This is a genomic window from Skermanella pratensis (assembly GCF_008843145.1).
GTDB classification, from domain to species: Bacteria; Pseudomonadota; Alphaproteobacteria; order Azospirillales; family Azospirillaceae; genus Skermanella; species Skermanella pratensis.
Map to the genome: position 1 here is coordinate 765,667 of NZ_CP030265.1, position 14,153 is coordinate 779,819.

General features: G+C 67.4%; 12 protein-coding genes and 1 tRNA gene. All 13 read right to left on the reverse strand.

Going from position 1 to position 14,153, the window contains the following annotated elements; translation table 11 throughout:
- Nucleotides 1–56: 56 nt before the first annotated feature.
- The gene (locus tag DPR14_RS03485; protein ID WP_158043932.1) at nt 57–422 is read right to left on the reverse strand and encodes a hypothetical protein; all 366 of its coding nucleotides are present in this window, start codon (nt 420–422) and stop codon (nt 57–59) included.
- Nucleotides 419–1,519 carry an NrfD/PsrC family molybdoenzyme membrane anchor subunit gene (gene nrfD / locus DPR14_RS03490; RefSeq protein WP_158043933.1) on the reverse strand — a complete coding sequence of 367 codons (1,101 nt, stop codon included), beginning with the start codon at nt 1,517–1,519 and terminating at the stop codon, nt 419–421. The genes DPR14_RS03485 and nrfD overlap by 4 nt, the downstream gene beginning before the upstream one ends.
- A complete protein-coding gene (locus DPR14_RS03495) occupies nt 1,516–2,424 on the reverse strand; it encodes a 4Fe-4S dicluster domain-containing protein (RefSeq protein ID WP_158043934.1) in 909 nt (302 codons plus the stop codon). The genes nrfD and DPR14_RS03495 overlap by 4 nt, the downstream gene beginning before the upstream one ends.
- On the reverse strand, nt 2,424–5,015 hold the full coding sequence (locus tag DPR14_RS03500) for a molybdopterin-dependent oxidoreductase (protein ID WP_211103906.1): 2,592 nt from the start codon (nt 5,013–5,015) through the stop codon (nt 2,424–2,426). Before DPR14_RS03500 ends, DPR14_RS03495 begins: the two co-directional genes overlap by 1 nt.
- Nucleotides 5,016–5,027: 12 nt before the next feature.
- Nucleotides 5,028–5,624 carry a hypothetical protein gene (locus DPR14_RS29225; protein WP_211103907.1) on the reverse strand — a complete coding sequence of 199 codons (597 nt, stop codon included), beginning with the start codon at nt 5,622–5,624 and terminating at the stop codon, nt 5,028–5,030.
- 10 nt (nt 5,625–5,634) lie between these two features.
- Entirely contained in the window at nt 5,635–5,892 is a 258-nt protein-coding gene (locus DPR14_RS03505; RefSeq protein WP_158043936.1) for a hypothetical protein, read from the reverse strand.
- Nucleotides 5,893–6,147: 255 nt separating this feature from the next.
- Nucleotides 6,148–6,223 (reverse strand) — tRNA-Lys (locus DPR14_RS03510).
- A 124-nt stretch (nt 6,224–6,347) separates the two neighbouring features.
- On the reverse strand, nt 6,348–7,499 hold the full coding sequence (rodA, locus tag DPR14_RS03515; protein ID WP_158043937.1) for a rod shape-determining protein RodA: 1,152 nt from the start codon (nt 7,497–7,499) through the stop codon (nt 6,348–6,350).
- Nucleotides 7,496–9,403: a penicillin-binding protein 2 gene (gene mrdA, locus DPR14_RS03520; RefSeq protein ID WP_158043938.1), complete on the reverse strand. Its 1,908-nt coding sequence runs from the start codon at nt 9,401–9,403 to the stop codon at nt 7,496–7,498. The genes rodA and mrdA overlap by 4 nt, the downstream gene beginning before the upstream one ends.
- 17 nt (nt 9,404–9,420) lie before the next feature.
- Entirely contained in the window at nt 9,421–9,933 is a 513-nt protein-coding gene (gene mreD / locus DPR14_RS03525; RefSeq protein WP_158043939.1) for a rod shape-determining protein MreD, read from the reverse strand.
- Between the two features lie 19 nt (nt 9,934–9,952).
- Nucleotides 9,953–10,837, reverse strand: coding sequence for a rod shape-determining protein MreC (gene mreC, locus DPR14_RS03530; protein ID WP_158043940.1), 885 nt, complete (start codon nt 10,835–10,837; stop codon nt 9,953–9,955).
- A 101-nt stretch (nt 10,838–10,938) separates the two neighbouring features.
- Entirely contained in the window at nt 10,939–11,982 is a 1,044-nt protein-coding gene (locus DPR14_RS03535; protein WP_158043941.1) for a rod shape-determining protein, read from the reverse strand.
- 143 nt (nt 11,983–12,125) lie between these two features.
- Nucleotides 12,126–13,715 (reverse strand): 2-isopropylmalate synthase, encoded by a 1,590-nt coding sequence (locus DPR14_RS03540; RefSeq protein ID WP_158043942.1) that lies wholly within the window; start codon nt 13,713–13,715, stop codon nt 12,126–12,128.
- Between the last annotated feature and the right edge of the window lie 438 nt (nt 13,716–14,153).

Sequence of the window (14,153 nt, forward strand, 5' to 3'; positions counted from 1 at the left end):
CGTCACCGGCGTCGGTCCGCCAGGCACCCGGCAGCTTCAGGAATCGTCCCGAGGCATCAGGAAGACGGGGGTCCGCTCCCCTGCCGATCCGGCCGGGACATGCCCATCAGGCCGGCCATCAGGTCGCGGGCGTGCTTCAGGCGTTCGTGGTTGAGTCCGACCACCGGAAAGCTGCCCGATGTCATCACGCTGAGCACGGCGTTGACATGCTCCAGATGTTCATCCAGGCCGGCGGTTGGGCCCGACCGCCGGCGTTCGCCGATCAGGTGATCGCGCATCGCCACCAGGCAGCGCAGAACCCCCACGACTTCCTCGTGATGCTGCTCCGGCTTCTCGCTCAACACCTTGTCCAGCGTTTCGAGTGCCTGGAGGCAGCCGTGCCGCTCGATCACGCCTCGCTCGATCATGGCCCGGTCCGTCATGGCAGCCGTCCCGGGTCGCGGCCGTTTCGCCGCCCCTCGATCGCGCGGTCGACGCGGCGGCGGGGCTTCGCGCCCTCGGGTTCCCGCTGGGTCAGGCGGAAATAGTCGTCCGGCCGCTCCGCCGACTTGTTGCCGGCCTGGAAGATCGCCTGACGCATCACCATCCCGCCGGCCAGCAGCGCCAGCGATCCCACCACCGAGAGCCCGCGGCTGGGCCGTTTGGACAATGCGTTGATCGCGTGGCAGGCCAGCGGGACGCCCAGGCCCAGCGCCAGCGCGCCGGCCCTGTAGCTGGTGCCGATGGGTCCCTTGCGCAGGGTTTCCCCGACCCCGGCCTCGTGATGGCGTTTCTCCGCGAACGCCGAGGCCACCAGTTCGCCGGCGGCCGACACGGCGGCAAGGCCGTCCAGCCGCCGGCTGTTCTCCGGATCGCCCGCGATCTGCTCGCCCAGCGACAGCGCCGCGGCCGCCGTCGCCATGGCCGAGGTGCCGAACTGCACCGCCATGGCGCGCGGCGCCGACGCCCATAGCGGCGTGCTGGTGGCGCTCAGCAAGGCCGCGGTATAGGTGCTCATGCCGGCGCCCAGGAACGCCGCCGGCACCTGCGTCATGTCGGCCGCGCGGCGCATGGGCGACCGGCTGCCGTCCGCCCGCCGCTCGCCGATCAGGTGCGCCGCGGCGGTCAGGCCGCTGGCCACGCCGAAGCCGGTCAGGATGTAGGACCCGAACGACATCGGCGATCTGGTCCGATATATGCGCAGCATGTTGTAGAAGCGCCCGGGCGTCTTCAGGTCGAGGATCAGCAGCGGGGCGCCGATCACGGCTCCGGCCAGCGCCAGGGCGCGGCCGTTGCGGACGATCGTCTCGTCCCGCCCGTCGCCGAGCCGGTCGGCCAGCGTCGCGATGATCTGGGACGACCCCGCGAGCCCGGCGACATAGACATAGGCCGCGATCTTCCAATCGAACGGGCTCGGCTTGAGGGAAGCCAGGTCGTAATAGGTCTCGCCGTTCCATTCCCGGACGGCGGGGTGCGGGATCGCCGTCTGCTCCACCGGCAGCCCGGGCATCGTTTCCGCCGTGACGGGCCGGCCGGTCATCGCCCGCGCTCCCGCCCCGCCGACATCAGGGCCGCGGCCGCGAGCGTCAGCCCGGCCATGGCGGCGAGGCCGGTGAGAAAGCTCGGCCTGACCCGGTCGCTCGCCCGCGTCGGGGCTACGGGAAGGTTGTAGACTTCGGGCCTGTCGGTCAGCAGGAAGAAGGCGTTCAGATGCTTCAGGCCGCCCGTCGCCCCGGGCGTGTCGGGTGCTCCATAGAGATAGGCGTCGGTCGCTCCCTTGCCGTGCAGATCCTCGACCCGCCGCCTGGCGCGGCCGAACAGGTCCTCGATCTCGCCGAACTGGATGCTGTCGGTCGGGCAGGACTTGGCGCAGGCCGGCTCCAGCCCGCCCTTCAGCCGGTCGTAGCAGAGCGTGCATTTGTGCGCCTTGCCGTCCTCCAGGCTCAGCTCGACCACGCCGAACGGGCAGGCCGGCACGCAGTAGCCGCAGCCGTTGCAGATGTCCTGCTGCACCACGACGGTGTCGAATTCGGTCCGGAAGATCGAACCGGTCGGGCAGGCCTCCAGGCAGGGAGCGTTCGCGCAGTGCTTGCACACGTCGCTCATCATCAGCCAGTTGCTCTGGAAGGGCTTCATTTCCCGGGCGCGATCGTCTCCGCTGCCGATCTTCTCGACGAAGGCGACGTGCCGCCATGTGTTGGCCCCGAGGTCTCCCGTATTGTCGTAGCTGTTCCCGGTCAGCCCCAGGTTATCGGCCGGCAGCCCGTTCCACTCCTTGCAGGCGACCTCGCAGGCCTTGCAGCCGATGCACAGCGTCGTGTCGGTGAAGAAGCCGTAGCTCTTGCCCGGCTCGATCCTCGTGCCGCAGGTCAGTTCCGATTCATCCGGGATCACGCCGTCGGGGAGCGACTCCGCATAATCGAGGGCCCGGGGATGGACGCCCATCAGTCTTCTCCTCGAGACCTGTCATGTCTCATCAAGCGTCCGCGGCGTACGTCGCAGACCAGCGCCTTGTTCTCGTGCATGCTGGTGTTGGGATCGCCCACGACCGAAGTCAGGACGTTGGCGATGTCGCCGGTCGCATAGCCCTTCCAGCCGAAATGCCAGGGCATGCCGACCTGGTGGACGACACGGCCCTCCGCCAGCCGGAACGGCTGCATCCGGTCGGTCACCAGCGCCCGCGTCTCGATCTCGCCGCGAAGCGTCGAGATCACCACCCAGTCGGTGTTACCGATGCCCAGCTCCCGCGCCAGTTCGGTCGATATCTCCGCAAAGCCTTCCGGCTGAAGCTCCGCCGTGACCGGCACCGAGCGGGTCGGCGTGCCGCCGGAATGGTGCTCGGTCAGCCGGTAGGTGGTGAAGGCATAGGGGAAGCGCGGATCGCCGGGTTCGGCAAGCTGGTTGTCGGCCTCTTCCCAGCGCTTGGCGACCGGGTTGGACTGCCTCCCGTGCAGGGCATTGCCGACCGGGCTTTCCAGCGGCTCGTAGTGGCTCGGCAGCGGTCCGTCCTTCAGGCCCGACGACGCGAACAGCGCTGCCTTGCCGTCGGCGATCATGATGCAGGGGCTGCGGCCGTCCAGCGCGTCCATGCCGGTCGGATGGGTGCTCCAGTCCGGATCGTATCCGGGCGCCTTGTCCTTGGGGAAGTCGATCGAGTCGTTGCCGGTCCAGTTACCCTTTTCCTCGTCCCACCAGATCAGCCGCTTCTTTTCCGACCAGGGCTTGCCTTCGGGATCGGCCGATGCGCGGTTGCACAGGGTCCTGCGGTTTTCGGGCCAGGCGAACCCCCAGCCCAGGTGGGTGCCCGGACCCTCCGGCCCGTCGGCCCGGCGCGCGCGGGACTGGTTGTGGTCCTCCTCCGGGAAGACACCGCAATAGATCCAGCAGCCGCAGGCGGTGGAGCCGTCGTCCTTGATGTCGTTGATGCCGGTCAGCTGCCTGCGCTCGACCCAGGTATAGCCGTTGATCTCCTTCAGCACGGCTTCGGCCGATGGGTCCCGGTCGGGACCCGTCTCCGGATAGTCCCAGGTCAGGTTCCGGATCGGCTTGTCCCGCTCCTTGTCGCTGCCGGCGTACAGCTCCTTCAGCCGGCGGCCCAGGTGATAGATGAACCATAGCTCCGACCGGCTGTCGCCGGGCCCGTCCACCACCTTGTCGTGCCATTGCAGCAACCGGTGGGTGTTGGTGAAGGTGCCGTCCTTCTCGCCGGCCAGCGACCCCGGCATCAGGAACACCTCCGTGCCGATGTCCTCGGGATTCATGTCGCCGTCGCGCACCAGATGCCCGTCTTTCCAGAACGACGCCGTCTCGGTCTCGGCGCAGTCGCGCACCACCATCCAGTCCAGTCTCGCCAAGCCGGCCTGGACCATCTTGGAGTTGCTGCCGCCGATGACGGGATTCTGGCCCAGGAAGAACATCCCGCGGATCACGCCGTCGCGCATCGCCAGCGTCTGGGGCAGCTGGCTGTGGTCGCCGACGATCTTGGGCAGCCACTCGTAGCCATAGCCGTTGGAGCTGGCCGCATGGTCGCCGTACCACGCCTTGAGCAGGCTGATCATGTATTTGGGAAAATTGTGCCACCAGCCGGTCGGCGTCTGCTCGGTCTCCAGATACCGGCCCAGGTCGTCGTGCTTGCGGTAGGCGTGGGGCTGCTGGAGGTATCCCGGCAGCATGTCGTACAGGGTCGGGATGTCGGTGCTGCCCTGGATGCTGGTATGCCCGCGCAGTGCCAGCACGCCGCCGCCCGGCCGGCCGACATTGCCCAGCAACGCCTGGATGATGCCGGCGGCGCGGATGATCTGCACGCCGGTGCTGTGGTGCGTCCAGCCGACCGCGTAGCAGATCGCCCCGGTCTTGTCGCGGCCCGAACTGCGCGCCATCGCCTCGCAGACCTTCAGGAAGGTGCCGGCCGGGCATCCCGTCACCCGCTCGACCATCTCCGGCGTGTAGCGGGCGTAGTGGCGCTTCATGATCTGGTAGACGCAGTTCGGGTGCTGGAGCGTGCGGTCGTACGGCGGCGGTCCTTCGCTGGTGGTCTTCGAGGTGTCGTCGAAGGACTCGGTCGTGGTCGGGTCGTGCTCGGCCAGCGACGACGGCACCTTCATGCCCTCGTACTGCCAGGTGTCCAGCACGTAGCTCTTGCTGTCCTCGTCCCAGCCGGAGAAGACGCCGTCCAGCTCGTCCGGTCCCTGGTAATCGGGGCTGATGATCGTCGCGATGTTGGTGTATTCGAGGGCGTATTCCTTGAACCAAAGGTCGTTTTCAAGGATATGGCGGATGATGCCGCCCAGGAACGCGATGTCGCTCCCCGCGCGGAGCGGCGCGTGGATGTCGCACATGGCCGAGGTCCGCGTGAAGCGCGGGTCGGCATGGACGATGGTGGCGCCCTTCTGCTTCGCCTGCATGACGAAGCGGAAGGCGATCGGATGGTTCTCGGCCATGTTCGACCCCATCACCAGGACGAAGTCGGAATTGGCGAGATCCCACTGGGCGAGCGTCGCCGCTCCCCTGCCATAGGTGGCACCCAGACTGGGCACCGACGAACTGTGTCAGACGCGGGCCTGGTTCTCGATCCAGACCATCCCCAGGCCGCCCGAGAACAGCTTCTTGATCAGGTAGTTCTCTTCGTTGTCCAGGGTGGCGCCGCCCAGCGATCCGACGCCCAGCGTGTGGTTGACGATGGTGCCGTCGGGCAGCTTGTGGACGAAGGTCTCGTCGCGGGTCCGCTTGGTCAATCGGGCGATGCGCTCCATCGCCCAGTCCATCGGCTTTTCCTCCCACCGGTCGGAGTGGGGCGCCCGGTACATGACCTTGTCGAGCCGCTCCGGCGTGGTCATCAGGCCCAGCGTCGCCGCTCCCTTGGGACACAGGGTCCCCTGGTTGATCGGACTGCGCGGGTCGCCCTCCACATGGATCACGCGGCCGTTCCTGGCGTACATGAGCTGGGCGCAGCCGACGGCGCAGTAGGGACAGATATTGGTGCCGACCGTGTCGGCCTCCTCCAGCCGGGGCCGCAAGCCGCGCGACATGGAGCTTTCCGCGGCCTTGGTAGCGGAGGACTGGCCCGCGATCTGGCGCGGCACCGACCACTCGCGGACGAAACTGCCGATACGCTCGGAAATCGTGCGGCTGCGGATGCGTTTCATGGTCATGCCCTCAACTGGCTTGTCTGCGGTCGGGACCCTCGGCCAAACCGATGTCGTGGACGACGCCGGCGATCAGGGTGCCTGCATCCTCGTAACGGACGGTGACCCGCGCCTGGGAGCGCTGAAGGCCGGGCAGGTCCTGCGGCTCGATGGAAGCGGACGGCGCCAGCACGAACAGCATCGGCTGCCCGTCCTCCGGCTCCATCTTGAAGCGTCCTTCCTGGACGATCGTGATGATGCCGGTCATTGTCTTGAGCGCGGACTTCATGAACCCTGGACCCCGGCTTTCCGCCGTCACGGCGCCTGCGTTTCACCGAAACTCGAGTCTGGGTAACGACCCATGCCGGGGAAGGTTCCCGGCCAGTGCAAGGTGCGCCGCCCCCGGGGGACCCGAAGCCCATGCCGCCTGCATCCGCTGTATCCCGGCATACGCCTCGCCCTCCGGGCGAAGGGCGGCCTGCAGCAATTGCATTGCGCAAAGCAAAGGCCCTGGAAAGCGTCGCTTTCCAGGGCCTTTGAAATTTGGTGGGTGCACAAGGACTCGAACCTTGGGCCCGCTGATTAAGAGTCAGCTGCTCTACCAACTGAGCTATGCACCCGCAATATCCGCCGCCGTGTTCCGTTCGTTTCCATCCGGTGTCCGGCGACGAGGGGTAGATAGCAAAGCCGCCCCGCCTTGTCGATGCCAAAAAACCGCTTTCATGACAGTTTTTTACCTGCCCGTCACAGCTCTCCGGCCAGCGTCCGGCGGGTGATCCGGATGTCGCGGTGGATATAGACCGACATCACCAGCCCGAATCCGAACAGCACCGTCAGCATGGCCGTGCCGCCGTAGGAGATCAGGGGCAGGGGGATGCCGACCACGGGGATCAGGCCCATCACCATGGCGATGTTGATGAAGACGTAGAGAAACAGGTTGGTGGAAACGCCCAGGCCCACCAGCCGGCCGAACTGGTTGCGGCAGCGGAGCGAGATGATCACGCCGTAGGCGATCAGCAGGCTGTAGAGCAGCAGCAGCCCGGTGCCGCCGATCATGCCCAGTTCCTCCGCCAGCATGGTGAAGATGAAGTCGGTCTGCTTCTCCGGCAGGAAGTTCAGGTGGCTCTGGCTGCCCATCATGTAGCCCTTGCCGGCCACGCCGCCGGACCCCAGCGCGATCTTGGACTGGGTGATGTGGTAGCCGGCTCCCAGCGGGTCGTTCTCCGGGTTCAGGAAGATCAGCACCCGGTTCTTCTGGTAGTCGTGCAGGAACTGCCACGCCACCGGGATCGATCCGGCGCCGCCGGCGATGACGACGGCGAACTTCCACAGCCGCACGCCGACCAGGAAGAAGATCGCCCCGCCCACCATCATGACCATCAGCGCGGTGCCCAGGTCCGGCTGCTTCATCACCAGTCCGACCGGCGCCAGCACCATCAGCAGCGGCACGATCAGGAAGGTCGGCCGTCCGACCTCCTCCAGGGACGCGGCGTGGAAATATCGGGCCAGCGCCAGCACGATCGCGATCTTCATGATCTCCGACGGCTGGATCTGGATGATGCCCAGGTCGATCCAGCGCTGAGCTCCCATGCCGATCTCGCCGACGATCTCGACCGCGATCAGAAGCACCAGGGCCACGCCGTAGATCGGATAGGACAGGCGGAGCCAGATCCGCAGGTCGATCAGGCCCACCACCACCATCACGCAGATGCCGGCGCCGAACCGGACGGCCTGGCGCGATGCCCAGGGATCGACGCTGCCGTTGGCCGCCGAATAGAGCATCGCCCAGCCGATCGAGGCGATGGCGGTCAGCAGGAGGATCAGCTTCCAGTTGATCTGCCACAGCTTCTCGCTCAACGAGAGTTCCGGCTGGTGACCCAGGAAGTCGCCGTTCATCCGCCGATCCTCCCCGGCTTGTCACCCGGCGCCGGCTGGACCGGCTCCGCCGCCGGGACCGCGCTGGACACCTGGGGCACGCCCCGCGCGCTGTCGCGGCGCTGGACCTCCAGCAGGATGTCGCGGGCGATCGGCGCCGCCACAGCCGAACCGCCGCCGCCATGCTCGACGATCACGGCGCAGGCGTAGCGCGGCGCGTGCAGCGGCGCGAAGCCGACGAACAGCGCGTGGTCGCGCTGGCGCCACGGCAACTGCTCGTTCTTCAGGACGCCGGTGCTGCGTTCCGCCATGGTGATCCGGCGGACCTGGCTGGTGCCCGTCTTGCCGCCCATCTCGAAGCCGGCTTCGGCTATGCGCATCTTGTACGCGGTGCCGCCGGGCTGGTTCATCACGGCGTTCATGCCCTGGAGCACCATGTCCAGATGGGTCTTGTTGACCCCCAGCGACGGCCAGGCGGTCTGCTCCGCCGGTCCGCGCTCGATCTGCTTGGTCAGGTGCGGCTTGACCGCGAAGCCGCCGTTGACCAGCCGGGACAGCATGACCGCCAGTTGCAGCGGGGTCGCCAGGACGTAGCCCTGGCCGATCGCGGCGATCAGGGACTCGCCCTGGGTCCAGGACTTGCCGAGATTGGCCTGCTTCCATTCGCGGCTGGGTATCAGCCCCGGCCGTTCGCTGGGCAGGTCGAGCTGGGTCCGCTGGCCCATGCCGAACCTTTTCGCCATGTCGTGGATGCGGTCGATGCCGATCCGGCGCGCCAGGTCGTAGAAGAAGGTGTCGCAGGAGTGCTTGAGCGCGCCGACCAGGTCCAGCGTGCCGTGCCCGCCCTTCTTCCAGCAATGGAAGCGGTGGTCGCCCAGGTCCATGTGGCCGGGGCAGAACACGGTGTGGCGCGGCCCGACGATGCCGCTGTCCAGCGCCGCCAGCGCCACCAGCATCTTGAAGGTGGAGCCCGGCGCGTACTGCCCGGCGACCACCTTGTTGGTCAGCGGCGTCGTCGGGTCGGACAGCAGGTCCTCCCAGGTCTCCGCGTTGATGCCCGTGGTGAACAGGTTGGGGTCGTAGCTGGGGTTCGACGCCATGGAGTAGATGCCGCCGGTATGCACGTCCATCACGACGGCCGCGGCGCTCTTCTCCTCCTTCAGGCGGTCCTGGGCGTACTGCTGCAGGCCGATGTCGACGGTCAGCGTGATGTCGCGGCCGGGCTTGCCCTCCTGCCGCGACAGCTCGCGGATCACCCGTCCGACCGCGTTGACCTCCAGCTGGCTGGTGCCGGCGACGCCGCGCAGGCTGGCGTCGTGGAACTTCTCCATGCCGGACTTGCCGATGCGGAAGCCGGGCAGCGCCAGGACCGGGTCGCCGTTCAGCTCGGATTCGGACACGGCGCCGACATAGCCCAGGAAATGGGCGGTGGCGGCCTCGTAGGGATAGCTGCGCAGCTCGCCGACCTCGATCGAGACGCCAGGCAGGTCGGGGGCGTTCACCTCGATCATGGTGACCTGGTCCCAGGTCAGGTTCTCCTTCACCGTGACCGGCACGAAGGCGCGCTTGCGCTGGATCTCGCGGGTGATGCGGCGCCAGTCGGCCTCGGTCAGCGGCACGATCTCCGAGATCAGGCTCAGCATGCGGTCGATCTTGCGCGCCTGCTCCGACACCATTACGACACGGAAATTCTGCTGGTTCACCGCCAGCGGCACGCCGAAGCGGTCCAGCACCTGGCCGCGCGACGGGGCGAGCAGCCGCATGTTGATCCGGTTCTCGTCGGCCAGGACCGTGTAGCGGTCGGACTCCAGCACCTGCAGGTAATACATCCGGGCGACCAGGGTCGACAGCAGGCCGACCTGCATGCCGCCCAGCATCAGGGCCCGCCGGGTCAGGCTGCGGTATCTATCGGTATCGCGCTCCATGGCGGGCAGGGACCTCGTCAGGCCTGGAGAAAGGCGCGGTGGATGCGGATGAACAGCCAGCCGAACAGCGGGAACACCGCCACCGTCATGGTCGACTGCATCAGGGCGGAATTGGGCGACAGCAGCTGGAGGTTCAGGATCGACCAGGCGAGCCAGCCGACGAAGCCGGCGCCGAAGGCGATCAGCGCGAAGCCGAACCACAGCATGGCGAAGGACGTGCCCAGGAAGAACCGCCGCTGGGTCAGCACGACCCAGTAGACCAGCACATGGATCAGCGGCGTCATTCCCAGCGGGGTCCCGCTCAGCAGGTCCTGCAGCAGGCCCAGGCCGAAGGCCATGCTGGGGCGCAGCAGGTCGGGCCGGTGGATCACCCAATAATAGAGCGCCATCAGCGGCAGCATGGGTGCCACCGGGGCGTAGTTGGGCAGGTGCAAGGGCACCATGCCGACCAGCATCAGACCCGCCGTGACCGCCACCGGCGCGATGTTGCGCCCGGTCTGGTCGACCCTGCTCCAGAAACCGCCGGTCATGGGATTGGTCCCGCCGGCGTCAGTTCAGGCCGCCGGCGGCGTCCGCCGGGGCGTTGGCGCTCAGGCCGCCGGGCAGCCCGAAATTGACGAGCTGGACATGCTCGACCCGCCCGGGATCGACGAAAGGCTGCACGCGGATCGCGCTCTCTCCCACTCCCGCGATCAGGCCGACCGGCAGTCCCGGGGGGAACATGCCGCCATGGCCCGAGGTCATCACCCGGTCGCCCACCGCCGGCGTGGCGTCGCCCGGCAGGTATAGCAGGCGCGGCTGGCCGGAATTGTCGCCGCTCATCACCGCCCGCTGGCGCGACGGCTCGATCACCACCGGAATGCGCGAATTGAGGTCGGTGATCAGCAGGACGCGCGACGACCATTCTCCCGCCTGGACCACGCGGCCCATCAGCCCTCGGCCGGACACGGCCGCCTGGCCGGGCCTGACGCCGTCGCGCCGGCCGGCGGTGACCACGACGGTCCGGACGAAGGCACCGCCGGGATCGGCGACGACGCGGCCCGTGATGTAGGAGGCCGCCAGCTCGGGCTTGTAGTTCAGCAGGCTGCGCAGGCTGCGGTTCTCGGCGTCGAGCCGCTGGGCCGCCTGCTGCCATTGCAGCAGGGCCGCGTTCTCCTGCCGGAGCCGCTCGTTCTCGCCCCGCAGGTTGACGATCTCGTGCATGCTCTCGACGAAATGGGCCGCCGTCGCCGCGGGGCGGGAGATCGCGTCCAGGATCGGGGTGAAGGCGTCGGTCACCCGGCTGCGGATCCCCTCCACCAGAACGGTATCGACCTTGCCGACCATCATCAGGGCTATGGCGGCGAACACCAGGAGAAGGAACGAGAACCGTTGGGCCAGCGCACGCAGGGGTGCGGCGAGACGAACCACGGATCCGGTGGCACGTGTCTTCACGGGGCCTTTCCTGTGCTCTGAGGGGCCGAAAGCCGGATGTCGGGAGGTCGCACGGGCGGCTGCCCTCCTGGAAGGAGAGTGTGCCGCGCCGATGATGAATATCAGGAGTACATCTGGATGAGAACGTGCTTAAGCGTCTTCATCTCTTCGAGAGCCCGGCCCGTGCCCAGCGCAACGCAGGACAGCGGATCGTCGGCGATCGAGACCGGCAGGCCGGTCGCGTGGCGCAGCACATAGTCCAGGTTGCTGAGCAGGGCGCCGCCGCCGGTCAGCACGATGCCCTTGTCCACGATGTCGGCGGCCAGTTCGGGCGCCGTGTGCTCCAGGGCCACCTTGACCGCCTCGATGATGGCGCTGACCGGTTCCGACAGGGACTCGGCGATCTGGCGTTCGCTGATGATCAGTTCCTTGGGCACGCCGTTCATCAGGTCGCGGCCCTTGATCTCCATGATCCGGCCCTCGCCGTCCTCGGGCGGGCAGGCGGAACCGATCTCCTTCTTGATCCGCTCGGCCGAGCTTTCGCCGACCAGCAGATTGTGGTTGCGGCGGATATAGCCGATGATCGCCTCGTCCATCTTGTCGCCGCCGACGCGGACGGAGCGGGAATAGACGATGCCGCCCAGCGACAGCACGGCGACCTCGGTCGTGCCGCCGCCGATGTCGACCACCATGCTTCCGGTCGGTTCGGTCACCGGCAGGCCGGCGCCGATCGCGGCGGCCATCGGTTCCTCGATCAGGAAGACCCGGCGGGCTCCGGCCGACTCGGCCGATTCCTGGATCGCGCGCCGCTCGACCGCGGTGGATCCCGACGGCACGCAGATGATCACCTGCGGGCTCGCGAAGCTGCGCCGGTTATGCACCTTGCGGATGAAGTGCTTGATCATCTCCTCGGCGACTTCGAAGTCGGCGATGACGCCGTCCCGCAGCGGACGGATCGCCTGGATGTTGCCGGGCGTGCGGCCCAGCATCATCTTGGCCTCGTCGCCGACCGCGAGCACCTGCTTCTTGCCGCGGATGGTGGCGATGGCGACGACCGACGGCTCGTTCAGGACGATCCCCCGCCCCTTGACGTACACCAGAGTGTTGGCCGTACCCAGGTCGATCGCCATGTCGGCCGACAGGACGCCGAGCAATTTGGAAAACATGGAGTTGATTAACTCTTCATCCGGTTGACGCGGTCCATCCGAGACAACGGCGGCTCATTGGCGAGCCGCCGTCGGAGGTAATCTGGATGGAGGCTCGGGGCACGAACCACCATCCGTTTGAATAGAGCAACGCCGCAAACCACTCAAGCGGAGAGTGCTTCGGGCGCCGTTTTCTGACGCTTCGTCAGCAGCTTGTTCAAGGCGTGCACATAGGCGCGGCAGCTCGCCACTAGGGTGTCGGTGTCGGCTCCCTGGCCGTTGACGGTCTTGCCGTTCTCCTCCAGCCGCACGGTCACTTCCGCCTGCGCGTCGGTGCCCTCGGTCACGGCGTGGACCTGGTACAGCTGCAGCTTGGCCTCGTGGGGGAACAGCGCCGCTATCGCGTTGAAGGTGGCGTCGACCGGGCCCGACCCGGTGGCGACCGTGCTCACCGCCTCGCCGTCGATCTCCAGCTCCAGCTCGGCCCGCTGGGGACCCTTGGAGCCGGCGACCACCATCAGCGAGACGAAGCGGATGCGCTCGTTGGTGCTGCCGATGCTGTCGTCCACCAGTGCGATGATGTCCTCGTCGAAGACGTCCTTCTTCTTGTCCGCCAGATCCTTGAAGCGGACGAAGGTTTCCTCGATCGCGTTGTCGCCCAGCGAATAGCCCAGGTCCTTCAGCTTGGCGCGGAAGGCGGCGCGGCCGGAATGCTTGCCCATCACCAGCGTCGAGCGGTTCAGCCCGACCGATTCCGGGGTCATGATCTCGTAGGTCTGGGCGTTCTTCAGCATGCCGTCCTGGTGGATGCCGGACTCGTGGGCGAAGGCGTTCTTGCCGACGATCGCCTTGTTCGGCTGGACGACGAAGCCGGTCACCGCCGAGACCAGGCGGGACGCCGTCATGATCTGCTCGGTCTGGATGCCGGTGGTGTAGGGCATGGCGTCGGCGCGGGTGCGCATCGCCATGACGATCTCCTCCAGCGCGGCGTTGCCGGCGCGCTCGCCCAGGCCGTTGATCGTGCACTCGATCTGCCGGGCGCCGGCGGCCACGCCGGCCAGCGAGTTGGCGACCGCCAGGCCCAGGTCGTTATGGCAATGGACCGAGAAGATCGCCTTGTCGGCGTTGGGCACCCGGTTGATCAGCATGGTGAACAGGGCGCCGTATTCCTCCGGCACGCCGTAGCCGACCGTATCGGGGATGTTGATGGTGGTGGCGCCGGCCTTGATCGCGGTCTCGACGCAGCGGCACAGGAAGTCGTGCTCGGTCCGCGAGCCGTCCTCGGCGCTCCATTCCACGTCGTCCACATGGTTGCGGGCGTGGGTCACGCTGTCCCAGATGGCTTCCAGCACCTTCTCCGGCGCCATCTGCAGCTTGTACTTCATGTGCAGCGGGCTCGTGGAGATGAAGGTGTGGATGCGCTTGCGCTCGGCGAACTGCAGCGCCTCGGCGGCGCGGTCTATGTCGCGGCGGTTGGCCCTGGACAGGCCGGCGATGACGGAATTGCGGACGACCCGCCCGACCTCGCGCACGGCCTCGAAGTCGCCGTTGGAGGCGATCGGGAAACCCGCCTCGATCACGTCGACGCCCATCTCCTCCAGCACGCGGGCGATGCGCAGCTTCTCCTCCAGGTTCATGGAGGCGCCGGGCGACTGCTCGCCGTCGCGGAGCGTGGTGTCGAAGATGATGACGCGGTCGGCGTCGGGGGAGGGAACGGCGGCGTTGGCGGCGATCTGGTCGTGGGTGGCGGTCATGGGAACTGGATCCTTCTGTGCTTACCGGCGCTCCCGGCCCCTTTGCCGGAGGCCGGTGTGCGGGCAGCGCCGAAATCAGTGATGCGACGGTGACGGATGGCGCGAGCGCCATGATCCCCCTGAACACCTGTCAATGACGACGGCGGCGCTCAGGGGCGCATAAGTCGCAGAAGGAGAGCCCCATGCAGCCCACGGGCAGACGGCAGCGCTTCCGGCAGGGGCAGGACGGTGCCCGTGCTGGCGATGGCAAGGGCGCGCGCACCGATCCGGTCCCCGCGGGGGGCCTTCATGATGTCGGACGTGCGATCCTGCGTAATCACCAGTTTCTACCTTCGGTCAATCGGTCCGCACCGCCGGGGTGCCGGAGCCGGCTGCTGGTGCCAAGGTGGCGCCGTTATGGTTAAATTTGCGTTAAAGCGTCTGACCGGCTATCCTGAC